General features: G+C 67.3%; 21 protein-coding genes and 2 riboswitches. Of the genes, 7 read left to right on the top strand and 14 right to left on the bottom strand.

The window, feature by feature from the left end:
* Nucleotides 1-477 carry a DUF6314 family protein gene (locus tag RM50_RS07735; RefSeq protein WP_430929397.1) on the top strand — a complete coding sequence of 159 codons (477 nt, stop codon included), beginning with the start codon at nucleotides 1-3 and terminating at the stop codon, nucleotides 475-477.
* Nucleotides 474-905 (top strand): NUDIX hydrolase, encoded by a 432-nt coding sequence (locus tag RM50_RS07730; protein WP_043451466.1) that lies wholly within the window; start codon nucleotides 474-476, stop codon nucleotides 903-905. Before RM50_RS07735 ends, RM50_RS07730 begins: the two co-directional genes overlap by 4 nt.
* Here RM50_RS07730 and RM50_RS07725 read toward each other — a convergent pair.
* Both RM50_RS07725 and RM50_RS07720 read right to left on the bottom strand, forming a co-directional pair.
* Nucleotides 902-2815 (bottom strand): ABC transporter ATP-binding protein, encoded by a 1914-nt coding sequence (locus RM50_RS07725; protein WP_043451465.1) that lies wholly within the window; start codon nucleotides 2813-2815, stop codon nucleotides 902-904. The two genes, RM50_RS07730 and RM50_RS07725, sit on opposite strands and share 4 nt — an antisense overlap.
* A gap of 2 nt (nucleotides 2816-2817) precedes the next feature.
* Entirely contained in the window at nucleotides 2818-4479 is a 1662-nt protein-coding gene (locus tag RM50_RS07720) for an ABC-F family ATP-binding cassette domain-containing protein (protein ID WP_043451464.1), read from the bottom strand.
* 250 nt (nucleotides 4480-4729) lie between these two features.
* Between RM50_RS07720 and RM50_RS07715 the strand changes: the two genes are divergently transcribed.
* Both RM50_RS07715 and RM50_RS07710 read left to right on the top strand, forming a co-directional pair.
* Nucleotides 4730-5461 (top strand): hypothetical protein, encoded by a 732-nt coding sequence (locus RM50_RS07715; protein WP_043451463.1) that lies wholly within the window; start codon nucleotides 4730-4732, stop codon nucleotides 5459-5461.
* Nucleotides 5458-6195: a hypothetical protein gene (locus RM50_RS07710; protein WP_043451460.1), complete on the top strand. Its 738-nt coding sequence runs from the start codon at nucleotides 5458-5460 to the stop codon at nucleotides 6193-6195. Before RM50_RS07715 ends, RM50_RS07710 begins: the two co-directional genes overlap by 4 nt.
* Before the next feature lie 209 nt (nucleotides 6196-6404).
* Here the strand turns inward: RM50_RS07710 and RM50_RS07705 are convergent, their stop codons facing one another.
* The 10 genes from RM50_RS07705 to RM50_RS07660 form a co-directional block, all read right to left on the bottom strand.
* Nucleotides 6405-9437 (bottom strand): alpha-mannosidase, encoded by a 3033-nt coding sequence (locus tag RM50_RS07705; RefSeq protein ID WP_043451458.1) that lies wholly within the window; start codon nucleotides 9435-9437, stop codon nucleotides 6405-6407.
* Between the two features lie 122 nt (nucleotides 9438-9559).
* Nucleotides 9560-10435, bottom strand: coding sequence for a formate dehydrogenase accessory sulfurtransferase FdhD (fdhD, locus tag RM50_RS07700; RefSeq protein ID WP_043451456.1), 876 nt, complete (start codon nucleotides 10433-10435; stop codon nucleotides 9560-9562).
* A gap of 50 nt (nucleotides 10436-10485) precedes the next feature.
* Nucleotides 10486-12003, bottom strand: coding sequence for a molybdopterin molybdotransferase MoeA (locus RM50_RS07695; protein ID WP_043451455.1), 1518 nt, complete (start codon nucleotides 12001-12003; stop codon nucleotides 10486-10488).
* Nucleotides 12000-12293, bottom strand: a complete 294-nt coding sequence (locus RM50_RS20850; protein WP_043451452.1) for a DUF6457 domain-containing protein — start codon at nucleotides 12291-12293, stop codon at nucleotides 12000-12002. The genes RM50_RS07695 and RM50_RS20850 overlap by 4 nt, the downstream gene beginning before the upstream one ends.
* Complete coding sequence (gene mobA, locus RM50_RS07685; RefSeq protein ID WP_240471907.1) at nucleotides 12290-13000, bottom strand: molybdenum cofactor guanylyltransferase; 711 nt, start codon at nucleotides 12998-13000, stop codon at nucleotides 12290-12292. Before mobA ends, RM50_RS20850 begins: the two co-directional genes overlap by 4 nt.
* A gap of 66 nt (nucleotides 13001-13066) precedes the next feature.
* Nucleotides 13067-13567, bottom strand: a complete 501-nt coding sequence (locus RM50_RS07680) for an HNH endonuclease (RefSeq protein ID WP_043451450.1) — start codon at nucleotides 13565-13567, stop codon at nucleotides 13067-13069.
* Nucleotides 13568-13833: 266 nt separating this feature from the next.
* Entirely contained in the window at nucleotides 13834-14601 is a 768-nt protein-coding gene (locus RM50_RS07675; protein ID WP_043451447.1) for an NlpC/P60 family protein, read from the bottom strand.
* A 161-nt stretch (nucleotides 14602-14762) separates the two neighbouring features.
* Complete coding sequence (locus RM50_RS07670) at nucleotides 14763-15443, bottom strand: C40 family peptidase (protein ID WP_043451445.1); 681 nt, start codon at nucleotides 15441-15443, stop codon at nucleotides 14763-14765.
* A 70-nt stretch (nucleotides 15444-15513) separates the two neighbouring features.
* Nucleotides 15514-15694: riboswitch (cyclic di-AMP (ydaO/yuaA leader) on the bottom strand.
* A gap of 129 nt (nucleotides 15695-15823) precedes the next feature.
* The gene (locus RM50_RS07665) at nucleotides 15824-16642 is read right to left on the bottom strand and encodes a M23 family metallopeptidase (protein WP_082007017.1); all 819 of its coding nucleotides are present in this window, start codon (nucleotides 16640-16642) and stop codon (nucleotides 15824-15826) included.
* Between the two features lie 10 nt (nucleotides 16643-16652).
* A riboswitch (cyclic di-AMP (ydaO/yuaA leader) is annotated at nucleotides 16653-16864 on the bottom strand.
* Nucleotides 16865-17000: 136 nt separating this feature from the next.
* Nucleotides 17001-17702, bottom strand: a complete 702-nt coding sequence (locus RM50_RS07660) for a metal-dependent transcriptional regulator (RefSeq protein ID WP_043451441.1) — start codon at nucleotides 17700-17702, stop codon at nucleotides 17001-17003.
* Nucleotides 17703-17982: 280 nt separating this feature from the next.
* Here RM50_RS07660 and serC point away from each other — a divergent pair, with 280 nt between their 5' ends.
* Nucleotides 17983-19113 (top strand): phosphoserine transaminase, encoded by a 1131-nt coding sequence (serC, locus tag RM50_RS07655; protein WP_043451439.1) that lies wholly within the window; start codon nucleotides 17983-17985, stop codon nucleotides 19111-19113.
* A gap of 110 nt (nucleotides 19114-19223) precedes the next feature.
* On the opposite strand, the gene RM50_RS07650 is transcribed toward serC, so the two are convergent.
* Nucleotides 19224-19805: a DUF3027 domain-containing protein gene (locus tag RM50_RS07650; RefSeq protein ID WP_052260039.1), complete on the bottom strand. Its 582-nt coding sequence runs from the start codon at nucleotides 19803-19805 to the stop codon at nucleotides 19224-19226.
* A gap of 6 nt (nucleotides 19806-19811) precedes the next feature.
* Complete coding sequence (locus RM50_RS07645; RefSeq protein WP_018762148.1) at nucleotides 19812-20195, bottom strand: cold-shock protein; 384 nt, start codon at nucleotides 20193-20195, stop codon at nucleotides 19812-19814.
* 240 nt (nucleotides 20196-20435) lie between these two features.
* On the opposite strand from RM50_RS07645, the gene RM50_RS07640 reads away from it, so the two are divergent.
* Together RM50_RS07640 and RM50_RS07635 are read left to right on the top strand one after the other, a co-directional pair.
* Nucleotides 20436-20669, top strand: coding sequence for a hypothetical protein (locus tag RM50_RS07640; RefSeq protein WP_043451437.1), 234 nt, complete (start codon nucleotides 20436-20438; stop codon nucleotides 20667-20669).
* Between the two features lie 10 nt (nucleotides 20670-20679).
* A complete protein-coding gene (locus tag RM50_RS07635) occupies nucleotides 20680-23160 on the top strand; it encodes a helicase-associated domain-containing protein (RefSeq protein WP_043451435.1) in 2481 nt (826 codons plus the stop codon).
* Nucleotides 23161-23164 lie beyond the last annotated feature (4 nt).

Below are 23164 nucleotides of genomic sequence, written 5' to 3'. Positions count from 1 at the left end.
TTGAACTCTCCTTTGCCGGAGCCCAGCCTCCGCGACTACCTCCTGGGCAGCAACGCCGGGCAGCCGTTGCCCGCGGGCCGCTGGCGGGTGGAGCGCAACCTGCTGGACAGGTCGGACGGCACGCGCGGGGCCTTTACCGGCGTCGTGCTTTTCACCCCCACGGACGACGGCGGCCTGACCCTTCATGAGGAAGGCACCATGCGCTGGCCTACCTTCACCGGACCCGCCTCACGTGACTACCTCCTGAAACCCGCGGTACGGCCGGATGCGCTGGACGTGTTCTTTCCCGACGGCAGGCCGTTCCACCGCATGGGTTTCACCCCGGACGCCAGCCGGGACGCCCACTGGTGCGACCCCGACACCTACCGGGTGTCCTACCTGTGGGAGGGCCCGGACGCTTTCAGCTACAGCTGGGACGTGACCGGCCCGCGCAAAGACCTGCTGCTCACATCCCACCTGGCGAGGATGGCCGGATGAGGGACCGGATCGTGGTCTCCGCCGTCTGCGTGTTCGATGATGCCGGTCGGCTTCTGACCGTGCGCAAACGCGGCACCGACATGTTCATGCACCCGGGCGGCAAGCCCGAGCCCGGCGAAACGGCCGTCCAGGCCGCCGCCCGGGAACTCGCCGAAGAGGTGGGCATCGTGGTCAGGCCCCAGGAGCTTGAACTGCTGGGAGTCTGGATCGCCGACGCCGCGAACGAGGCGGCCACCGATATTGAAGCCACCGTCTTCACCGCCCCGGGGACGTGGCAGGCCACCCCGGCGGCCGAAATCGCCGAGATCCGCTGGCTGGACTTCAGCGGGCCGGCCAAGGGTTCGCCCCTCCCCCGGGACCTCGCCCCGCTGCTGACGGACCACATCCTGCCTCTGCTGGCGGCACAGGCCACGCAGTCCGGACCCTAGAACTCCGGAACGGCTTCCTCCGCCACCGCGGTGGCCTCGGCAAACTGCGTCCGGTAAAGCTCGGCGTAGCGGCCTCCCGCGGCCAGGAGTTCGGTGTGGGTTCCGCGCTCCACGATCCGGCCGTCCTCCACCACCAGGATGGCGTCGGCGGCACGGACGGTGGAAAGCCGGTGCGCAATCACGACGGCGGTCCGGCCCTCGAGCGCAGCGCCCAGGGCTGCCTGCACAGCGGCTTCGTTCGTGGAGTCCAGCGCGGCGGTTGCCTCGTCGAGGATGACGACGCGGGGCTGGGCAATCAGGAGCCGGGCGATGGTCAACCGCTGGCGTTCACCGCCGGAAAGCCGGTAGCCGCGCTCCCCCACCACGGTCTCCAGCCCGTCGGGGAGCGACCGGATCATGGTTTCCAGTCGCGCCTGGCGCAGGACGTCCCACATGTCCTCCTCGGTGGCATCGGGCCGGGCCAGCCTCAGGTTGGAGGCGATGGTTTCGTGGAACAGGTGGCCGTCCTGGGTCACCATGCCCAGGGTGTCCCGCAGCGAATCGAAGGTGGCGTCCCGTACGTCCAGCCCGGCCCCCGGGGTGGTGCCACCCAGCCGCACGGCGCCGGAGTCGACGTCGTACAGCCGGGACAGCAGCTGTGCAATGGTGGACTTGCCGGCCCCTGAAGAGCCCACCAGGGCGACGGTCTGGCCAGGCTCCACCCGGAAACTGACCCCGTGGAGGACTTCCTCGCCGCCCCGGGTGTCCAGGGTGGAGACCTCCTCGAGCGACGCCAGCGATACCTTGTCCGCGGACGGGTACGCGAAGCGGACGTTGTCGAACTCAACGGACACCGGACCGGCGGGGACCGGCACGGCATCAGGCTTCTGCTGGATGAGCGGTTTCAGGTCCAGGATTTCAAAGACCCGTTCGAAGCTGACCAGCGCGCTCATGACTTCAACCCGGGCGTTGGACAGCGCCGTGAGCGGGGCATAGAGCCGGGTCAGCAGCAACGCCAGGACCACCACGTCGCCCGGGGCGAGCTGGCCACCCAGGGCGAGCCAGCCACCCAGGCCATAGACCAGGGCGAGCGCGAGCGCGGACACCAGCGTCAGGGCGGTCACGAAGGTGAACTGCAGCATCGCCATCCGGACGCCGATGTCCCGGACCCGTCCCGCGCGGGCAGCAAATTCACGGGATTCCTCGTCCGGCCGGCCAAACAGCTTGACCAGCGTGGCGCCCGGGGCCGAGAACCGCTCGGTCATCTGGGTTCCCATGGCAGCGTTGTGCGCGGCGGCTTCGCGGCGCAGGTCTGCCAGTTTCGAGCCCATGCGGCGGGCGGGAATCAGGAAAATCGGCAGCAGCACCATGGCGAGGACTGTCACCAGCCAGGACGTATTGAGCATCACGGCCAGTGTCAGGGCCAGCGCCACGGAGTTGCTCACCACGCCGGACAAGGTTCCGGCGAAGGCGGACTGCGCGCCGATGACGTCGTTGTTGAGCCGGCTGACCAGCGCGCCGGTGCGGGTCCGGGTGAAGAAGGCGATGGGCATGCGCTGGACGTGGTCGAACACGCGGGTGCGCAGGTCCACGATGACGCCTTCGCCAATGGTGGAGGAGAGCCAGCGGGTCAGCAGGCCCACCCCGGCCTCGCCCACGGCCACGATGGCGATCAGCACCGCCAGCCAGATGACCGTTCCGGCGGCAGCCTTGGCGATGATGGCATCAACCACCTGGCCGGCGAGCACCGGAGTGGCGACGGCCAGGAAGGCAGCCGCAATGGAGGACAGCACGAAGGCGATCAGCTTGCCCTTGTGCGGTGCGGCGAAGGCCAGCACCCGCTTCAGGGTCTCTTTGGAAAACGGCTTGGAGGCGCTCTTTGCGGTGCTGATGTTGTAGAGCGAACTCCAGGCCACGCGGTCCATGCTCATGGTTACTTCTCCTGGCTTGCAGTGTGGTGGAGTTCCTGGACCGTGCCGTTGTCCAAGTGCCACCGATAGTCGAGTCTGACGTTTTCCAGCAGGCGGCGGTCGTGGGTGACCAGCAGCAGGGCGCCATCGTAGCTTTCCAGGGCTTCTTCCAGCTGCTCGATGGCCGGCAGGTCGAGGTGGTTGGTGGGCTCATCCAGCACCAGCAGGTTCACGCCCCGCGCCTGGAGCAGGGCCAGGGCGGCCCGCGTCCGTTCCCCCGGCGAGAGGGAATCCACGGTCCGCGACGTGTGGTCCGCCTTGAGGCCGAACTTCGCCAGGAGCGTGCGGACATCGGCGCCGGTCCAGTCCACCAGCACGGCCTCGACCGCGTCGCCCAGCGGCAGGCCGCCGTCGAGCATCCCGCGTGCCTGGTCAATCTCGCCGACGGCGACCGAAGCCCCGACGGACGCGTCGCCGTCGTCCGGCGCCTGGGTGCCCAGCAGCAGGCGCAGCAGGGTGGACTTGCCGGCCCCGTTCGGGCCGGTGATGCCCACCCGCTCGCCTCCGTTGAGCTGGAGGTTGACCGGTCCCAGCGTGAAAGCACCCTGCCGTGCCACGGCGTTCCGCAAGGTGGCGACGACGGCGCTGGACCGCGGTGCCTGGCCGATGGTGAACTGGAGCTGCCACTCTTTCCGCGGCTCCTCCACCACATCCAGCCGGGCGATGCGGGACTCCATCTGCCGGACTTTCTGCGCCTGCTTCTCCGACGACTCGGTACTGGCGGCGCGCCGGATCTTGTCGTTATCCGGGTTCTTCTTCATCGCGTTCCGGACGCCCTGGGAGCTCCATTCACGCTGCGTGCGGGCACGGGACACCAGGTCCGCCTTCGTGGCCGCGAATTCCTCAAACTTTTCGCGGGCATGCCGCCGGGCTACGGCCCGCTCCTCCAGGAAGGCGTCGTAGCCGCCGTCGTACACCGCCACGCTGTTCTGGGCCAGGTCCAGCTCCACCACGCGGGTGACGCACCGGGCCAGGAATTCGCGGTCATGGCTGACCAGCACCACCCCGCCGCGCAGCCCCTGCACAAAGTTTTCCAAGGTGGCCAGGCCGGCAAGGTCGAGGTCATTCGTGGGCTCATCGAGCAGTACGACGTCGAACCGGCTCAGCAGGAGCGCAGCGAGGGCCACCCGGGCAGCCTGGCCGCCGGAGAGACCGGTCATCATCGCATCGGGGCCGGCGTCCAGGCCAAGGTCCGAGAGGACGGCCGGGATGCGTTCATCCAGGTCGGCAGCGCCGGAGGCCATCCAGCGGTCGAAGGCCCTGGAGTAGGCATCGTCAGCGCCCGGAGCCCCGGAGCCCAGCGCTTCAGCGGTGGATTCCATCTCGGCGGTTGCGTCCGCGCAGCCGGTCCGGCGCGCAATGTAGGCGGCTACTGTCTCACCGGGGACGCGCTCGTGCTCCTGGGGCAGCCAGCCGACAAAGGCGTCCGAGGGGGCAAGGCTGACCGAGCCCTGCTGTGGCTGGTCCACGCCGGCGAGCAGGCGCAGCAGCGTGGACTTCCCGGCCCCGTTGGCGCCCACCACGCCCACCACATCGCCGGGAGCCACCGTCAGCGACAGCCCGGAAAATAGCGTGCGGTGGCCGTGGCCGCCGGAGAGGTCCTTGGCAACGAGGGTTGCAGTCATCGGTTGGTCCTTTCGCCGCTGCCCGGGCAGCCGTTGACGGCCGGCAGAGGCGGCAGGAAGGGCCGCGGCGCCGCTGGGGCTGCAGGACATAGAAGAACCCGCTGGTCCGGACTTGGGGGGTGTACGGACCAACGGGCTCGACCATCAACTATAGACGAACCTGCATCACGGGCAAAATCGCCGGCACGGCCGGTGCCGGACAGGCACGGTAAACTCGGTCACACCCCTCCCGTTATGCAGAGAGTCCCCCATGACCATTCCCGCCAAGGCGTTCCAGCGCTGGCTGCAAAGCATCGCGCCCGATGCCAGCACCGCGGATGTCTGCCGGGTCTCCGGGATCAAGCGCACCACACTGGCACAGCAGCTGGTGCGGGGCAAGGTCTCCGTCAGCACGGTGGTCAGCATCAGCCGCGCCTACAACATCAATCCGGTCACCGCGTTGGCAGGGTTCGAGGCCTTCAACGTCCTGGCAGGACCGCCGCCGCCGCCCACCAGGAACGAGTTGGTGAGCCAGATTTCCACCGCAGACCTTCTCCGGGCACTTCTGGTCCGGCCTGCCATGGAACCGGGACAGGGCGGCGCCGCTCCAGCCCTCAGTTTCGCCCCGCACCCCACCTCGGTGAAGAACTGGGTGGACGCAATTGATGACGGCGAACTCCGGCACCGGGTGTCGACAGCCACCGGCGTGGCCCCGCAGAACTATTCCGCCCAGTTGACCGCCAACCGGCTGTCCCCCGAGCTGGCCGTGGCAACGGCGATGGCAGCGGGAGTGGGACCGGCCGGCGGCCTGGTGGCCACGGGGGTTGTGACGGAGGAGGAGGCCGGCTGGCCGCCCGGTGCGCGGCAGGCCGCGCTGGACAGCCTTTCCGACGGAGAATTAACCGCCCTTGCCGGAGACCGGCTCCAGGCAATGGGCAAAGTGCTGCGCCGCCAGGAGCAGGACCAAGCGCAGACAGACAAGATTTGGGAGAACCTGGGATGATCGAGACACTTCAATGGAGCACGCTGGCGATATGCGCGTTGGTTGCCGCCGCGCGGATCCCCAGCACCCTCCGGGGTGAGAACCGCTCCCTTTTCGGCATCTTCGCTTCAATGACACTGGCGATCCTGTTGAGCATCAAGGGCCCGTACCTGGTGATCGACCAGGCGCTGGGCGGAATTAACCTCGCCAACCTGCTGCTGCGCTTCGTGATCTTCGGTGCCATCTTCTTCATGGGCATCCGAATCGCCAAAGGATTTGGTGCCGACGGCGCCTACCGCCTGATTACGGGGAAGACAGGCATAATCGTCCTGTTTGCAGTCTCGGCCGTATTGGTCGCCCTGTTCTTTTCCATGGACACGGAGGGATCCTCCGCGGGGCTCCAGGCCGTGTCCGCGAAGGACGACCGTAATTTCGCGCTCGTCGAATATTATGGCGCCGCAGGCAGGGCCTACCCCGCCTATGTCACCTTGGTCCTGGTGCCCTCCATGGTTCGGGCCGTGCGGGAGCGGCTCCCCATCCTGGTGCGCATCGCAGCGGCCCTGCTGGCTTTGGGCGGAGTAGCCGTTGGGCTCACACTACTTTTTCCGGTTATCCCGCCCACTATGGGATCCATCGAATTCATCATCAACTACACGGCGGTGCTCTGCTTCGTCATTGGGCTGGCCCTGATCTGGGTTGCCAAGGTGGTTAATGGCAGGACCGTTGGACCGCGCAGGAAATCTACCGAAAAGTAACCTTTCCGGCTTTCACAAAATCATTAGAATGTGAAACAATCATGAATGTGTGAAGGCGGGGCCGCCGAGCGTTTTCGAACGGGGATAAATTCTGGAACGCGGGCAGCTCCGGGGGCCTTCGCACACATTGGGGGGATGAGTGGTGGCGGATCGTTGGGGACCGCCCCCACTCAGCCTGTTTAAGGGCCCCTGTCAGTTTCTCTTGGCTCTCACCCGCGGACGAAACGCAGTGTTACCAGCTGGAACGGCCTGAGCGAGAGGTCGGCACCCCGGCCGCCCGCAACCACTCCTGGAGCCTCGGAGGGACGCTCCAGAAGATCGGTCACCAGAACCCTGCTCACCGGGAATTGAGCTGTAATGCTGCCCGCCGAACGCTCCCCGAGCGACTCGTAGAGCCGGACCACAACGTCGCCCGAGCCATCCTGTGCCAGCTTCACCGCTTCAATGACCAACGCGGGATTGCTGACGGAGAAAAGCGGCTCCACCGGAGCTGCGCCGCTGACCACGCGGGGTGCAAGGTTGGTGCGGTAGCCTTCCTGGACCGCGTCGGCGATACTCGCGCCGGGACGGATGGTCACCGTCAGCTCGTGGCGGCCGCGGTCGGCGTCGGGGTCCGGAAACTTGGGCGCCCGCAGCAGGGACAGACGCACCGTGGTGGTGGTTCCGCCGTCGGACTCCCTGACGCTCCTGCCTACATCATGGCCGTAGGTGGAGGAGTTGGACAACGCAACCCCGTAGCCCGGTTCGCCGACGTGGATCCAGCGGTGGGCGCAGATCTCAAACTTGGCAGCCTCCCATGAGGTGTTGGTGTGGGTGGGCCGGAAGACATGGCCAAACTGCGTTTCGGCGGCTGATCGGTCCGCCTTGACGTCGAGGGCGAAGCCCAGCTTGAGCAGCTTCTCGCGCTCCTGCCAGTCCACGGAGGTGGAAATTTCCAGCGAAGGACTGCCGGGAGCGAGGGTGATGCGCTGGGTCAGCGTGGACATGCCCACGCGCCGTTCCACCTCCACCACGGCCTTGCCGTCGTCGCTGGTAAGGCTGACCGACTCGGCATGGACCAGCGGAGTGACGTTGCGCCGGTAGAACTCGTCGATGTCCCACGCATCCCACTCGTTGGGTGTGTCCCGGTGCAGTTCCAGCAGGTTGCCCCGCTGGCCGGGTGCGATGGCTTCGCGGCCGGTGGCGTGGTCGCGCAGCGAGGCAAGCAGGCCGTCGGCGTCCACTAGGGCGCTGATGATCCCGTTGTCCAGGAGGTACCCGCCGTCGCGCTGCGTTGCCTGTGCCGGTGCCGGGTGCGGTGCAGGCTCCCCCGCCGCCAGCGCCGGGACGCCGTCACGGGTGTGCGGAGCGGTGTTGAGCAGGAACTGGCGGTCGCCGGAGCCCAGCAGGGCAGTGGCAGCCTGGCTGATCAGGGACTCCAGGGCGGCCTCGACGGCCTGGTAGTTCCGCTCGGCGTCCTTGTGGACCCAGGCTATGGAGCTGCCGGGAAGGATGTCATGGAACTGCTGCAGCAGCACCAGCTGCCAGAGGCGCCTGAGTTCGGCCGCGGGGTATTCGAACCCGCCCCTTGCGCGGACCGCTGCCGTAGCGCACCACAGCTCGGCTTCACGCAGCAGATGTTCGCTGCGGCGATTGCCCTTCTTGGTCCGGGCCTGGCTGGTGTACGTGCCGCGGTGCAGCTCCAGGTACATCTCGCCCACCCAGACCGGCAGTGCCGGGTACTCTGCCTCGGCCTGTCGGAAGAAGCTCTCCGCGGAGCCGATCCTGACTTTCGGCGATCCTTCCAGGTCTGCCGTGCGGGCAGCAGCGGCGAGCATCTCGCGGGTGGGGCCACCGCCGCCGTCACCGAAGCCGAACGGTACCAGCGACACCGTGCCCCGGCCGTGGTCCCGGTAGTTGCGTTCGGCGTGGGCCAGGTCCCGTCCACTGAGGTCCGAGTTGTAGGTGTCCACCGGCGGGAAGTGGGTAAACAGCCGCGTTCCGTCGATCCCCTCCCAGTTGAAGGTGTGGTGGGGCATCCTGTTGGTCTGGTTCCAGGAAATCTTCTGGGTGAGGAACCAGCGGCTGCCGGCGGACTTCACGATCTGCGGCAGCGCAGCGCTGTAGCCGAAGGAATCCGGCAGCCATGCTTCCCTGCACTCAACACCGAATTCCGCCAGGAAGAAGCCTTTGCCCTCGACGAACTGCCGGGCCATGGCTTCGCCGCCGGGCATGTTGGTATCGGATTCCACCCACATGCCGCCTACGGGAACGAACTGGCCCGCCTGGACCTTCTCCCGGATCCGGCTGAACAACTCGGGGTAGAACTCCTTGATCCAAGCTAGTTGCTGGGCAGAGGAGCAGGAGAAGACGAAATCGGGGTCTTCATCCATGAGCGCCACCACGTTGGAGAAGGTCCTGGCGCATTTGCGGATGGTTTCCCGCACCGGCCAGAGCCAGGCCGAATCGATGTGCGCGTGCCCGGTGGCAACCAGCTGGTGCGCCGACGCATAGGCGGGCCGCGACAGGACCGTTGCCAACGCTTCCCGGCCCGCTGCAGCGGTGCCCGCAACGTCATCCGGATCCATCACATCCATCATGTGCTCAAGGGCGCGGAGGATCTCATGGCGGCGCGGCAGCTCCGGCGGCAACTGTTCCATGAGTCCAGCCAACGTCCAGACATCCTGCTGAAGCTCCCATACGCACTGGTTGAGTTCAGCAATGGCGATGGTTCCCAGCCGGTACTGCGGCGCTCCCCCGGCAGTCTCCTTGTCGCCCAGCGGAGTGGGCGCGAAGGTCCACCCCTGGGCCATGTCCGGATTTGCGGCAGCCTCCACGTAGAAGTCCACTGCCATGCCGGTGCCCAGCAGCTTCAGCGGAATGTACTGGTTGCGGGGTGAGATTGCCTTGATGATGCTGCCGTCCGGGCGCCATGCGATCCCCTCGCATTGGAATCCTGGCGCTTCCGTGGTGAATCCCAGGTCCACCACCACCTCCACCGCGGTGTCGGGGCCACTTCCCCATGATTCGGGCACCTCGCCCTGCAACCGGAGCCAGGTGGTGCCCCAGGGGCGGCCCCAGGCGGCACCGTGTTCCTGCGGCTGGAACTCCTGCCGCATCGCTTCGAGCGCTGGGACCGGTTCGTCGGGGACATCCCAACTGCTCAGGGAAAGCGGGACCGTCCTGGCGTAAATGGCAGGAGCAATGCGTTCACGCACAAACCTGGCCAGTCGGACTTCCGTGATGGTCCGGTCGTCATGCAATATAGGTCCTCTTTTAGGCTCGGAACTGGATCATTGCGTCCATTCGATGGACAAATCTACCCGCCGCCTGCCCGGCAACCAACCCCCCGCGGAAAACGAACATACGTCGGCCATGGGCGCAGCTAACTGATGGGCACCGCGGCCGGCCGACGGATGCGGGCATCACCGGCGTAGACGTTGAAGCTTGTTCCGCGGCTGAATCCAGCCACGGTGAGTCCGTTCGCCTCTGCCAGCTCCACGGCGAGGCTCGACGGGGCGCTCACGGCCGCCAGGATGGGAATCCCTGCCAGGGATGCCTTTTGAACCAGTTCGAAGGACGCCCTTCCCGACACCTGGAGAACGGTGCCGGCCAGTGGCAGGAGGCCTTCACGCAGCGCCCAGCCCACCACTTTGTCCACGGCATTGTGCCGGCCCACATCCTCCCGCAGGCACAGCAGGCGGGGCTCGCCGTCGTCGTCAATTTTGAACAGGCCCGCCGCGTGGACTCCGCCGGTGTCATCAAAGAGGCGCTGGGACTTTCTGAGCAGCCCGGGCAGGGAGGCCAGTACCTCCGCGTCCACTGTGAGGGGGTCAGCTGCGGGGCTGTGATGGGAGGACTTTTGGACCGCCTCGATGGAGTCTGTTCCGCAAATGCCGCAGGAACTGGACGTGTAGACCTTGCGGCCGGTGTCCGGAACCGGGACGTCCGGCCGCAGCTGCGCCTCCACCACGTTGAACGTTTGGACGCCGTTTTCGTCTTCTCCGGCGCAGAACCGCAGGGACACCAGGTGTTCGGGAGCCCAAATGACCCCTTCCGACACCAGGAAGCCGGCCACCAGGTCGAAGTCGTCCCCGGGCGTGCGCATGGTGACCGAATAGGAAAGCCTGCCCAGCCGGATTTCCAGCGGCTCCTCTACCGCCAGGACGTCCTCGCGGTGGCGGACCGGGTACTCGAGGGCACCGGGCGAACCATCCAGGACATACTTGTGCACCTTGCGGCGCTGGGTTACGCGTCCCATGTTCCACCCTGCCTGTTCATAACTCCATCATGGCACCATGGGGCCCCGCCTCAGCCCAGGAGCGCACTCCAGTCCACCGGGCCGCCGGATGCCGGCTTCGCTTTGGGCTGGCCGGCGCGGGGGTTGCTGCGCGGTTTTGCCTTGGGTGCCCCGTCCCCGGGCTGCGGCAGGGGCGGTCCCCACGGCAGGGCAAAAGCCGGCACCGGCTCGCCCAGCTGCACGCCATGCGGGGGTACCACCAGCACCCCGTCGGCGGCGGCCAGTCCGCGCATCATTCCCGGGCCCGTATGCTGCGCCGGGGACGCCATGCCGTAAAGCAACCGGAAGGGCATGAGCCGGGTCCGGCCGGGGTCGGGTTCGATCATTGTTCCGCAGGGCACTTCCTGCACCGGCGGCATGGCCCCGTGCCCCAGCGCGGCAAGGAGGGGGCCACCCATGGTGGAAAGTGCCATCATGGCCGCCAGCGGGTTGCCGGGAAGTCCGAGGACAAACCGCCCGTCCGGAAGTTCTGCCAGGACTGCGGGATGGCCCGGGCGCATGGCCACGCCGTCGATGATGAGCCGGCCGCCCAGTTCGGCGACCGCACGCCGGAGGTGGTCTGTTCCCGAACGCCCGGTGCCCCCGGTGGTAATAACGACGTCGGCCGGCAGGTCGGGTGCGTCCGGCACGTCGGGGAGCACGTCTTCGAGTGCCGCGAGCCACTCGGCGTAGGAGTCGCCGATCCTCTGCCGGCCCCCTGGGATTCCACCCAGCATGGCGACGACGTCCGGCAACTGCGGCCCGAACGTGTCCCGTACCTGGCCGGGGGCGGGCCTGCCCTGTTCCACCACCTCCGATCCGGTCAGCACCAGACGGACCACGGGTTTGCCCTGGACCTGCACTTCGTCGTGGCCGGCCAGCGCCGCCAGTGCCAGGTGTGCCGGGTTGAGCTTCACCCCTGCCTGCACCAGGACATCGCCTTCCAGGGCCTCCTCACCGGCTTTCCTGATGTGCTCGCCGGCGCGGGGTTCTCCGGGACGCGCCTTGCCTCCGGTCAGCAGGACGGGAAGCCCCTCGTCGTCCCGGCCAAGCACGGCGCTTTCCGTGCGCAGGACGGCCTTGCCGCCGGGAGGAATAAGTCCGCCGGTGGCGATGGGACTGGCCTGGTGCGGCGCCAGCCGGACTCCCGGCTCCACCGGGATCCACGGGCCGCTTCCGTTAACCACCCAGCCGTCCATGGCCGAGGACGCATAGTGGGGCATGTCCTGAAGAGCCACGATGTCCCGGTCAAGTTTCCGGCCCAGCGCCAGCCGGAGCGCCACGGGACCGGGCGGGATGGGAGTGGCGGAGTCGTATGCCACCTGCCGGGCCTCTGCCCAGGTGTGGGCCGCATCGTGATGGCCGGTGCCGCCCTGCCCTCCGGCGGAAGGACCGGTGTCGTCCATCCCGGGACCGGAGTGTTGGGCAGATGTACCTGCCCCGCCCACCACGCCGACGTGTCCGGCTGTGTCCTGTGGCGTCCGGGCGGTCAGCACCTCCCCTTCGCTGCGCGGTGGTGCATGCGGAACACTATGGGGTTCTGCGGTCATTCGCCGGGAGTCCCGGCGGTTTCAGTGCCGTAGTCCTGTGCCAGGGAACGGGCGACGGCCAGCGCTGCGTCCATCGCGGCGGCGTCCATCTCCCTGCCCGGGGCCGCGGCCAGGCCCGCGGCAAAGCCTGCAATGAAGGTGGTGAGCGGCGCGGCCGGCCGGACCACGGAGTGGGCGGCAACGCCGGCAAGGGAGAGCACAGCGTTGACGTCGACCTGGACATTTTCCAGCTTGTACGCCTGGAGCAGGGCCCGGCACCACTCTTCCAGCGTTTCGTCCTGGCTTTTCACGAATTGCCTCCCACGTTAGTGTCGCCCGTGCGCCGGTCCTGCCTTCCGCGCTGGTTTCCGGCGGCCATCCCCAGCGCAGCAGCGTCATCCCAGGTATCCACATCGGAGGTGGACCCGGCGGGGACTGTGACAAGCTGCACGTCCAGATTAGCAAGGAGCGCCCGGACAGAGCCGTTGGCCAGCGCGTTCCGGGCGGCGAGCTCCCGGCAGGCATGTGTTAACTCAGCTGTGTTGTAAAAAGCGGCCAACGGCTGCGGCCTCCCGTCTTCGGCAGCGGCCATGACACTGCGCACGCGGGCGGCTTCCACCGGGGTCGCAGCCAGGGCGTGCCGCAGGGCGGCCACGGCCTGGGCGGACAACGGCATGTCACAGGCCAGCACGAGCGTGACCGGCGAACCACCACCGTTATTGGCCAGGGTTTCCAATCCGGCGGCGATGGCAGCGGCGGGACCGGAGAACGGCGGCTCTTCCCGGCAGGAAAGGACCGCGGCCGGAGGCGCAGTCCCCGGCACTGGCGCCGCGGTGACCCCGAGGAGGCCGGCGTCACCAACAACGACAGTGCGCCATGCCCCGGACGCAGCGGCAAGAGCCCATTCCAGGAGAGTCTTGCCGCGGAAGACGAGGGTTTGCTTGGGCACCCCTCCCAGCCGTGAAGACCGGCCGCCGGCCAGGATCAGGGCATCAAACGCCAACGTGTTCGCTTGCATGACCCCAGCCTAGCGACAGGCAGGGCCGGCAGCGCCGAATCCGGCGGGAGGACAGGCCGGGCTGGGTCAGGCAGCCCGCTCCGGAAGAAGGAAGGGATCCCACGCTGGCGTTGGCTTCTCGAGTTCCTTGATCTGCCAGATCGTTCCATGCGGCGGCTCCGGGACGAAACGCAGGGTCCAACCCATCTCCGCGGGCGTATGGTCCCCTTTGACGTTGTTGCACCGCAGGCAGGCGGCCACCAGGTTTTCCCACGAATCGGCGCCGCCCCGCGACTTGGGGTGCACGTGGTCGATGGTGTGGGCCGCCTTGCCGCAATAGGCGCACTTATGCCCATCCCGCCGAAGCACTCCCCGCCGGCTGACGGCCGTGGAGTGGTTGTACCGGGGCCTGATGTAGCGGTTGAGGAGGATCACGGACGGACGGCCCAGCACATCAGTGGGGCCCACCACGGGGTCGTCACCCTCGGCCACCACGCTCGCCTTGCCCGCGAGCACAAGCACCAGCGCCCGGCGGAAAGTCACAACCGCCAGCGGTTCATATCCAGCATTCAGAACGAGAGTGCGCATGCACTTACCTCTTCACGGCCGCACCCGTCAGGGGCACGAGGGCCGGCTGCCCTCGGCATGTCCGGGCTATGGATCGACATGACAAGAGTAAACAAAGAAGTGCAATATCAGGTAATCGCCGCCCCTGGACGGCAAAACCGGCGGCTACCCTCGACGGCGGCGCGCGAGCCCCCGTTGACTAAACAGAAAGGACCCCGGCCAGGCGTGGCGGGGTCCTTTCCGGCTTACCGACCGGCGGCACACACGGTGCACCGGCCCACGGCAGCTTAGTTGACGCGGATGAAAACGGGGCCGGAACCGACGTTGGCGCTGAAGACCACAGTCTGGTTTCCGTTGTAGCCGCCGTGGACCGCCATGCCGTTGCCGGCGTAAACAGCGATGTGCGCCATGCCTGCGCCGCCGTCGGCGTAGTAGATAAGGTCACCGGGCTGCGCTTCGGCTGCACTGACCGTGCGGCCCAAAGAGAGGTAGCCGGCGGGCCAGTCGTGGAAGTGGATTCCTACGGCTGCCAGGGAGTTGGTGACCAGCATGGTGCAGTCCTGCATGACGCCAAGCTGGGCGTAAGCGGCGGAAAGGATCGCAGCACCCTTGCCACTGGCCGATGCCTGCGCGGCGGGGGCGGCGGGAGCGGCGGCGGTGGCAACCTTCGCCGTGACCTTGGGAGCAGCAACGGGCTGGGCCGCGGGAGCTGCTTCCTGGACCTCGACCTGGGGCTCAGGCTCGGCCACGGGAGCCGGCGTGGTGGTCACGGCAGGCTTTTCGTAGCTGATGGCAATGGTGGACGCCGCGGAGATCGGGGCGTCGACGGCGGATTCAACTTCCAGTGCGGAGGCCGGAGCGGAGTCCCGCTTGACGTTGGCGTCGGCAGCGTTGGCTGCGATGCCGCTGGTCAGGACCAGACCGGAGGCAGCGGCGATAACTGCGGCCTGGCGGCCCATGCCGCCGGCGTTGTCGCTGACCGCTTTGGCAATGACAGCGATCGAGTTGGTTTTGGTGACCTCGGCACGGTGGCGCGCGGTAGCACGTGTCGTCATCAGTTCTCTCTTTCGTGTTTCCCCTGGTCCGCTTGTAGGCAGGCAGGGAAGGTTGGACGCGCCGGCATCTTGGGGGTACGCCGGCGCGTCCCGAACGGGGATGTGATCTAGCGAAAAAGCTGTGGGTAAAGAAATAGCCCTTGGAGCATGGAGCCCAAGAACTAGTTTCCGTAGTGGTAGTACGAGGATGAACCGGTGGCTGCCGGGGAGTGGAGCAGCGTGCCCTGCGACGGGTTCAGTGCGCTGATCATCATGCCGTTACCGACATAGATGCCGACGTGTGCGCCGCCGTTCTGGACGACCAGGTCACCCGGCTGGGGGGTGGAGGTGGGAGTCATGATGCTCCACGCGTTGGTGCGCGGGATGCTGATGCCGGCCTGCGCGTAGACCCACTGAACGAACCCGGAGCAGTCCCAGCCGGTAACGGGGCTGGTGCCGCCCCAGACGTAGGAGTGGCCGATGCCGGTGTAGGCGATGGCTGCAATTCCCGACGTTGCCGCGGAAGACACGGCGGAAACAGTCTCGGCAGTCTTGGCGGCCGACGCGTCCTGGGTTGCTGCGGCGCGGTCGGCCGAAGCGGTGGACTGTGTGCGGACCGTTTCCACCTTGGGTGCAGCGGTGGTCTTGACGACGGGACGCTCGAAGGAGACCGTCGCCGTGGGTGCGGCGGTGACAGCGAGGGCGGTCTGGGCGGAGCCGGACTCGGTGGATGCAGAAACACCGGCAGTGGTGTCGGCAGCCGTCGCCGGCAGGCCCATGCTCAGGATGAGGCCCGATGCCGCTGCCACAACGGCAGCCTGGCGGCCCACGGTCCCGGCATTGGCACTAACGGCCTTGGACATGGCATCCAGGGGGTTGGTGCGAACCGTTTGCGCACGGTGGCGCGCAGCATGATGGCGTGAAGACACGAAGGTAGCCTCTCCCAATGCCTGCGAGGTGAGCTGTCGGATTCGGATGGGAGTCACCCGGCCACTTTGCTTTCCTGGAAAGCTCGTGACTTAACCCCAAGGCCTCCATGGAATGAAGGCCAAAATTGGTTCCCCCGCCCCTGCCAGACGATGAAATGCGAACGGACCTTGAGCGGTGGCAGAGTTAGGCAATCCACTCAAGAGCGTCAACTTCGGAAAAGTTGACGCGAGTTAGACGGTACAGCAGTTTTGCTTCAATGTCACATTCAGGTCACGGCGGGTCACGGTGATCTGAGACTGCGCACTCATTTGGGCTACAGCCAACCCATCGGGTCGACCACTTCGCCGTTGACCTGCACCTCGAAGTGGAGGTGGCATCCGGTGGAGGCGCCGGTGGTGCCGCTGAGGGCGACGACGTCCCCGCGGGAGACCGTCTGGCCCACCTTGACGTTGAAGGATGAGAGGTGGTTGTAGGTGGTCTCCAGGCCGTTGCCGTGATCGATGACCACCCGGTTCCCGCCGCCGAACTGGTGCCAGCCGGCGAAGGTCACGGTTCCCGTTGCCGCTGCCAGGACAGACGTTCCGCACTGAGCCACGAAGTCCTGCCCACGGTGGAAGTCGCCGGAACCGCCGGTGATCGGGCTCACCCGGTAGCCGAAGGGGGAAGCGGTGGTGAGGGTGGCCAGGGGCGCTGCCAGGGTGCCGGCAGAAGCCGCCCGCGTCACCGATCCGGCCGACTGGGCGCTCAGGAGCTGCTTCAGCTTGCCGTCGGGGTCCGCCTGGGTGACCACGGCGGAACGGCTGAAGTCGATCTGCGCGCCAATATCCGCAGAAATCCTGGGCTGAGGGCTGACAGCGGAGGCAGCTACGGGAGTATTGCCGGCAGCATCCGTAGCCATGACGGGGCCGGTTGCGGGCACGGTCACCGTCAGCACCAGGCCGGTGGCGGCAAGGGCGATGCCGGCCTTCTGGCCGATGCCGCTGGCCGCGGCGAAATCCGTCATCTGCCGGAAGGGACCCCGGCGGCGGCGCGCGTCGCGGTGCAGGTCGCGGGGGCGCTCCACTGCGGCAACCTCGGCACTCCGCACCGCAGGAGGGCCGTCCGCGCGGCGGCGGCCCCGGGAGGTCTGCATGGTCAAGAAGGGTTCCTCTCTGGAAAAGCCTGCGGAGTTAGCTGTCGGATTCGGGTCAGAGAGTTCAAAGACCCGGCCCGTCATGGGCAAGCTTCTGCACAGGGGTATTCCCGGAAGAATCCTTCACTGGAGAGGCTTGCTGCTGACGGACTTCACCCCAAGGCAGTCCCCCGCTGCCGCTTGTGGTTCCCCCGCCTCTGCCAGTAACGACTCGTGCACCTGTCCCGCTGGCAGAGCTCGGCTCCGGGACAGGTAACGCTTAAGTATCAACGATCGCTTCCACTATAGGGGCTTAAGACCCTAGGTAACAATTCCGTTATCTTTGGTGGGAAGCGCGGTTTAAGGTATGCGGCCGGCCTCAGGAGGGGGCGACGGCAACGAAGACGTGCGCGGCGACTTCGGGCGGCAGTTCGAGGGCGCCTTCGATTCCCGGGACCCGCACGGAGATGTAATCACCCACGCGTTCCAGTGCCACGGCGGCACCGGGCCGGATGCCGCCTTCGTCGAGTTGGGCCAGCAGTTCCGGTTCAACCTGGATGGGCTCCGCCAGCCGGACAACGGTGACGCCCGAGGCCGGTCCATAGGCCTTCATGGCTTCCACCAGGCTGACGGCGCCGTCCGCGAAGCCGGGGCCAGGCTGTCCGCCCAGGTCGGCCAGGCCGGGAATGGGATTGCCATATGGCGACTCGGTGGGATGGTCCAGCAGCTCGTAGATGCGCCGCTCCACCCGCTCGCTCATCACGTGCTCCCAACGGCAGGCTTCGTCGTGGACGTAGGCCCAGTCCAGCCCTATCACGTCGGCGAGAAGGCGTTCGGCCAGCCGGTGCTTGCGCATCACCTCGGTGGCGCGCTTGCGGCCGGTGTCCGTGAGTTCCAGGTGCCTGTCGCCCGAGACGACAACCAGGCCGTCGCGTTCCATCCGGCCGATGGTTTGGGAAACTGTGGGCCCGGAGTGGCGCAGACGCTCGGCGATACGGGCCCGCAGGGCGACGATGTTTTCTTCCTCAAGCTCCAGGATGGTCCTGAGGTACATCTCCGTAGTGTCGATCAGATCCGTCATCCAGCTCAGCTCCTCGAGCGCAGTACCTTGCGTTGTCCCACCGTATCGCCTCTTCCCGCGAGGTAGTCCGGGGGCAAGCTTAGCCTATTTTGACTTTGTCCGAATAGCCGCGCTGGTCTCCGCCTGTCTCAATGTCTGGACTTTGACGCCGCCAACTCCCGCCTGCACAGCAGTTCAGGCAGAATGGGGACGGCCTGTATTGCAGCCCAACGCCGGCTGCCGGCCACCACGACCCGCCCGTCCGGACCAAAGCTATCGTCCCCGCCGAATTGGAGCCCCTGTGAGCGACACCAGCATCACGATCCCTGCCGACCTCCTGCCCAAGGACGGGCGGTTCGGGGCCGGCCCGTCAAAGGTCCGGCAGGAGCAGATCGACGCCCTGGCAGCAGCTTCCAGGACCATCCTGGGCACGTCCCACCGGCAGGCCCCGGTCAAGAACCTGGTCGGATCAGTCCGGGAAGGGCTCAGCCAGTTCTTCCGCGCTCCCGAAGGCTACGAGGTGGTCCTGGGCGTGGGAGGCTCCACCGCGTTCTGGGACATCGCAAGCTTCGGCCTGGTGGAAAAGAAGGCCCAGCACTTGTCCTTCGGCGAGTTCGGATCCAAGTTTGCCGCCGCCACCAACAAGGCGCCGTTCCTGGAAGCTTCCTCGATCGTCAAGTCGGAGCCGGGCACCCGGCCGGAAGCACGGGCCGAGGCAGGCGTGGACGTCTACGCCTGGCCGCAGAATGAGACCTCCACCGGTGTGGCCGCTCCGGTCCAGCGCGTTTCCGGGGCGGACGAGGGCTCGCTGGTCCTGGTTGATGCCACGTCGGCAGCCGGCGGCCTGGACGTCGATGTCGCGGAAAGCGATGTCTACTACTTCGCCCCGCAGAAGAACTTCGCCTCCGATGGCGGCCTGTGGCTGGGCCTCTTCTCCCCTGCCGCCATTGAGCGGGCCGCGCGGGTCAAGGAAAGCGGTCGCTGGATTCCGGACTTCCTGGACCTGCAGACGGCCATTGACAACTCCCGCCTGAACCAGACGTACAACACTCCGTCGCTGTCCACGCTGGTGACACTGAACGCCCAGGTGGAGTGGCTGAACTCCAACGGCGGCCTTGATTTTGCGGCCGCGCGGACCGCGGACTCCGCCGGACGCATCTACAGCTGGGCTGACGCCTCCGAGTTCGCCACCCCGTTCGTGGCCAAGCCGGAGGAACGCTCCAACGTCATTGCCACCATCGACTTTGATGAGTCGGTTGACGCCGCAGCTGTGGCCAAAGTCCTGCGCGCCAACGGCATTGTGGACACTGAGCCCTACCGGAAGCTGGGCCGCAACCAGCTGCGGATTGCCACCTTCGTGGCCATCGAGCCCAGCGACGTCTCAGCCCTGCTGTCCAGCATCGATTTCGTGGTGGGCGAGCTGCGCAAGTAAGCAGCCCTTAACGTACGACGGCGCCGCCCGGGTTTGTCCCGGACGGCGCCTTTTTCGTTGGTTCCGCAGGCCGCGGCCGGTCTTCCGGCAGCAGCACGTTGACGGGCGCGTCAGGCTCCTGGTTGCCCGCCGTCGTCCTGCGGTCCATCGTCGTCCTGCGGTCCATCGTCGTCGTGCGGCCCATCGCCGGCCTCAATGGCCGGGACGGCCTCCTCAGCCGGCTCCCCCTCGACAGCGACCGGTTCCACGGCCACCCCTGCTCCGGGAGCGTCTTCGTCCGGTTCCTGCTGCTGCTCGTCCTCGGGGCGCACGCGTTCGGCCCACGGCACCCACTCGGGGGCCAGGATGGAATCCTCTGACGGCAGCAGGCCAAGCTCGTTGACCGTCACCACTTTGGAGCGCGAGTTGCGGGTCAGCACCGCGTACCACTGCCAGCCGGCGTAACCGGGCAGCCGCGACTCGAACAGGTGCGTGACCAGGCGGTCGCCCTCACTCTTGGCTGCCAGGTGCGCCCCGATGGTGGCGGCGGGTGTAATGCCTTCCACCGCGGCCCGGGCAGTTTCGACCGCCGCGGCCAGGAAAGCGTCGGGCTTGCCCGTACGCCACACGGGCACGCCTGCCTTGCGCTTGGGCGGAGTCTTGGCAGCCTGCTCCTGCACTGGCGTGCCCGGCTGTTCAGATTGGGGGCTCATGGGCGCTTAGACGTCCAGCTCGTCGGCAACCTTGCGCAGCGCGGCAGCAATGGCCTTGCCCTTGTTGCCGTCCGGGTACTTGCCCTTGGACAGGGTGCCGGACAGGTTGTCCAGCACGGTCACCAAGTCCTGCACCAGCGGCGCGAGATCCTTCGCACTGGGACGCTTGGCCTTGGCGATGGACGGGGTCTTGTCCAGCACGCGCAGGCCCAGGGCCTGGGCGCCCTTGCGACCGTCCGCCACACCGAACTCCACGCGGGTGCCCGCCTTGAGTTCTGTCACGCCCTCAGGCAGTGACGACTTGGGCAGGAAGACTTCCTGGCCGTCTTCGCCCGCGAGGAACCCAAAGCCCTTGTCCTTGTCATACCACTTGACCTTGCCGGTAGGCACGTAATCAACCTTCTTCGTTCTGCTGTCATGAGACACGGCCCGCGGCCACCGCATCCGCAGTGTTGTGCGGGTTCAAGGTATGGCCGGCGCAAACCGTGTTGGTCTGTATCCTTCAAGGTTATCCTGCCGCATGCCCTGTTCCCGCTTCCGCCGGCTTTGTTCCGCCGCAGGCGCAAGGCTTGGGCCGTTCCCGCCATGGCCGCTCACTTTTGCATCCAGCCCCGCTGTAGCGTTACGTCCATGACTTCCTCGCGTTACCGGCGGCCGTTGACGGTCCTTGCCGCAGTTATTGCCGTGCTGTCGCTCGTAGCCGTGGGAGCGGTCATGGCGATGGCCTTTGCCGGCACGGCTGCGCCGGCCTGGATCACCTACACAGCCCTCTACGGCCTGCCGGCAGCCTTCATCCTGATGCTACTGCTGGTCCTGGACGCTGTGGCAGCCCGGCACCGGGCGGGACGGGCACAGCAGCGGTAACGTTGGACTGATGTCCCTTATTCGTGCGCTTGGCAAGGACCTGGAGGCACGCAGCAACGATGCGCTGCGTGCCCTGTTCGCCGCGCGGCCGGACCTCATTTCCCCCGCCGTTCCGGATTTCGCTGCCCTGGCGGCACGCGCCAGTTCCCGTGTCAGCGTGCAGCGGGCGCTGGAGCGGCTCAACCGCCCGCAGATGCAGGTCCTTGAGACGCTGCACCTGTGCACGAATACAGACACCGGCCACAGCGCCTCGGCGGAGGGCCTGCAGCACCTGATCCGCGGCGCCTCGCTGGCCACAGTCCAGGACATCCTGGGAACCTTGCAGGAGCTTGCCCTGGTGCACCCCGTGCCTCCCCCGCATGGAACTCCTCCCCCTGCCGCGGACCAACCTTTCTACCTCCCGGTGGGGTCCCTCAAGGACGTGGTAGGCCTGTATCCCGCCGGCCTCGGCCGCAGTTACACCGAGCTGGTCCGCCTGCAGCCGGCATTCGCCCAGCGGGCCGTGCAACTGGTGTCCGAACTGCACCGCAAGGGCTTTCCCATCCAGGACGCCACCACACCCATGGAGGCTGCGCTGGCACTCCAGCACTGGACGGCCACGCCGGAGGCCCTGCAGGAAATCCTCGCCGGAGCTCCGGAACGGACGACGGCGCTGCTCGCCCGGTTCCGCAACTGGGCCATGGGTGCCGTCCCCCAGGCGCAACGGAAGGCATCGGTCACCTCGGAGGGCGCCGACGTCGGGCCCGTGGACTGGCTCCTCGCCCGGGGGCTGCTGGTGCCGCTGGACGCGGCGCACGTCGAGTTGCCACACAGTGTGGGGCTGGCCCTGCGCGGCGGGGCGATCGTCAACGACTTCACGCTGAAGCCACCGCTTCCGGAGCTCGGCAGCACTACGGCGGCACGGCGCAGGAACGCAGCCCTGAGCGCCATTTCGGAGACCCTCCGCCTTGCCTCCGAGCTGGTGCACACCGTGGGTGAGCACCCGCTGGCAACGCTGCGCAGCGGCGGCGTGGGGGTCCGCGAAATGCGCCGGCTGTCCGAGGTGCTGCGAGTGGACCAGGGCACCGTAGGCCGGCTGCTGGAACTGTGCGGCCTGGCGGGATTGATCCGCCTGGACGTGGACTCGTCGTCGTGGGTGCAGCCGCCCGAGCTGGAGTGGCTGGTCCTTCCGAGGCAGGAGCAGTGGTTGTGGCTGGTAAATGCCTGGCTGGCCAGTGAACGGGTTCCCTCCATGGTGGGCCAGCCCGTGAACGCTGCGCCCGGAGCACCGGCCGGCCGGTCGGCCGCCGGGACCACCATCGCGGCGTTGTCAGCGGGCGCCCAGCGGCCCGACGCTCCCGTGGTCCGCAAGCGAATCCTTGAGATCCTGCATGAGCTGACGGTTGAAGCCGCTGCCGGCGACGGCGCCGCTCCGATGCTTGATGCAGCCTCCGTCCTGCAGCGCGCGGAGTGGTCGCAGCCGCGGATGGCCCGGCGGTTCAGTTCATTGATCCGCGGTGTCCTCGCCGAGGCGGAGATGCTGGGCCTGGTCGGTTCCGGTGCCCTGAGCCAACTGGGCAGCGCTTTCGCGGAGGACAACCCCGACGCCGCACTGGCCATCCTTGGCGAGCATCTTCCGGCGGCACTCAATCACGTGCTGCTGCAGGCGGACCTGACCGCGGTGGCCCCGGGGTACCTTGACCCTTCGTTGGCCGGAAAGCTCCTGGTGATGGCCGACGCCGAAGGGCAGGGGCCGGCAACCATCTACCGGTTCTCGGCGGGGTCCATCAAGCGCGCGCTTGAGCACGGCTACGATGCGGCGGGGCTTTTGGCGTTCCTCCGCGAGCATTCCGCCACGGCGGTCCCCCAGCCGCTGGAATACCTGGTGGAGGACACCGCGTCCCGGCACGGCAGGCTCCGGGTGGGGCAGTCTGTCAGCTTCATCCAGAGCGATGACGAGGCGATGCTCCGGGACCTGGTGGCAGGACCAAAAGCTGCCCAGCTTGGCCTGGCCATGCTTGCACCGACGGTTGTCACGTCCTCGGCTCCGCCCCGCGAACTTGCCGCCGCCCTCCGCAGCCTGGGCCTGTCCCCGTCCGTGGACGGGATGGAGCCGGCCGGCCGGCCCCGCCGTCCTTCCGCTCCGCACGAAAGCCTGCGCCCCGTCTATACCGCGCCTGGGACGGCGCCCGCGGCGGAGGAAGTGGAGGCCCAACTGGACGTCCTGCGGAAGGCGGACGCCGCCGTCGGGCATTCCACCGGTTTTGCTGCGGCCGGCAGCGAGGCCGCCACCCAGCTTGGCCTTGAAGCGCTGCAAACGGCCATCCGGTTGAAGCAGCGGATCCAGATGAACGTCGTCGACAGCCTGGGGAATGCCAGCCTGGAGGTTGTTGTTCCGCTATCTGTGAGCGGGGGCCGGGTCCGGGTGTTCGATCCTGCCAAGGACACCGAGCGGGTCCTGTCCGTCCACCGCATCATCGACATCGAGGCCGCAGAAGAACTGCGCCAGTGAAGGA

The organism is Pseudarthrobacter phenanthrenivorans (assembly GCF_000813845.1).
Taxonomy (GTDB): domain Bacteria; phylum Actinomycetota; class Actinomycetes; order Actinomycetales; family Micrococcaceae; genus Arthrobacter; species Arthrobacter phenanthrenivorans_B.
This window is presented reverse-complemented; position numbering and strand designations above follow the sequence as displayed.

What these genes read in the sequence shown, in the direction of transcription:
- RM50_RS07660 (WP_043451441.1), bottom strand. Translation starts at nt 17,702, where the DNA reads ATGACGGATCTGATCGACACTACGGAGATGTACCTCAGGACCATCCTG.
- RM50_RS07725 (WP_043451465.1), bottom strand. Translation starts at nt 2,815, where the DNA reads ATGAGCATGGACCGCGTGGCCTGGAGTTCGCTCTACAACATCAGCACC.
- RM50_RS07710 (WP_043451460.1), top strand. Translation starts at nt 5,458, where the DNA reads ATGATCGAGACACTTCAATGGAGCACGCTGGCGATATGCGCGTTGGTT.
- RM50_RS07730 (WP_043451466.1), top strand. Translation starts at nt 474, where the DNA reads ATGAGGGACCGGATCGTGGTCTCCGCCGTCTGCGTGTTCGATGATGCC.
- RM50_RS07665 (WP_082007017.1), bottom strand. Translation starts at nt 16,642, where the DNA reads ATGCAGACCTCCCGGGGCCGCCGCCGCGCGGACGGCCCTCCTGCGGTG.
- RM50_RS07675 (WP_043451447.1), bottom strand. Translation starts at nt 14,601, where the DNA reads ATGACGACACGTGCTACCGCGCGCCACCGTGCCGAGGTCACCAAAACC.
- RM50_RS07635 (WP_043451435.1), top strand. Translation starts at nt 20,680, where the DNA reads ATGTCCCTTATTCGTGCGCTTGGCAAGGACCTGGAGGCACGCAGCAAC.
- RM50_RS07650 (WP_052260039.1), bottom strand. Translation starts at nt 19,805, where the DNA reads ATGAGCCCCCAATCTGAACAGCCGGGCACGCCAGTGCAGGAGCAGGCT.
- RM50_RS07715 (WP_043451463.1), top strand. Translation starts at nt 4,730, where the DNA reads ATGACCATTCCCGCCAAGGCGTTCCAGCGCTGGCTGCAAAGCATCGCG.
- RM50_RS07720 (WP_043451464.1), bottom strand. Translation starts at nt 4,479, where the DNA reads ATGACTGCAACCCTCGTTGCCAAGGACCTCTCCGGCGGCCACGGCCAC.
- RM50_RS07680 (WP_043451450.1), bottom strand. Translation starts at nt 13,567, where the DNA reads ATGCGCACTCTCGTTCTGAATGCTGGATATGAACCGCTGGCGGTTGTG.
- RM50_RS07695 (WP_043451455.1), bottom strand. Translation starts at nt 12,003, where the DNA reads ATGACCGCAGAACCCCATAGTGTTCCGCATGCACCACCGCGCAGCGAA.
- RM50_RS07640 (WP_043451437.1), top strand. Translation starts at nt 20,436, where the DNA reads ATGACTTCCTCGCGTTACCGGCGGCCGTTGACGGTCCTTGCCGCAGTT.
- mobA (WP_240471907.1), bottom strand. Translation starts at nt 13,000, where the DNA reads ATGCAAGCGAACACGTTGGCGTTTGATGCCCTGATCCTGGCCGGCGGC.
- RM50_RS07670 (WP_043451445.1), bottom strand. Translation starts at nt 15,443, where the DNA reads ATGTCCAAGGCCGTTAGTGCCAATGCCGGGACCGTGGGCCGCCAGGCT.
- fdhD (WP_043451456.1), bottom strand. Translation starts at nt 10,435, where the DNA reads ATGGGACGCGTAACCCAGCGCCGCAAGGTGCACAAGTATGTCCTGGAT.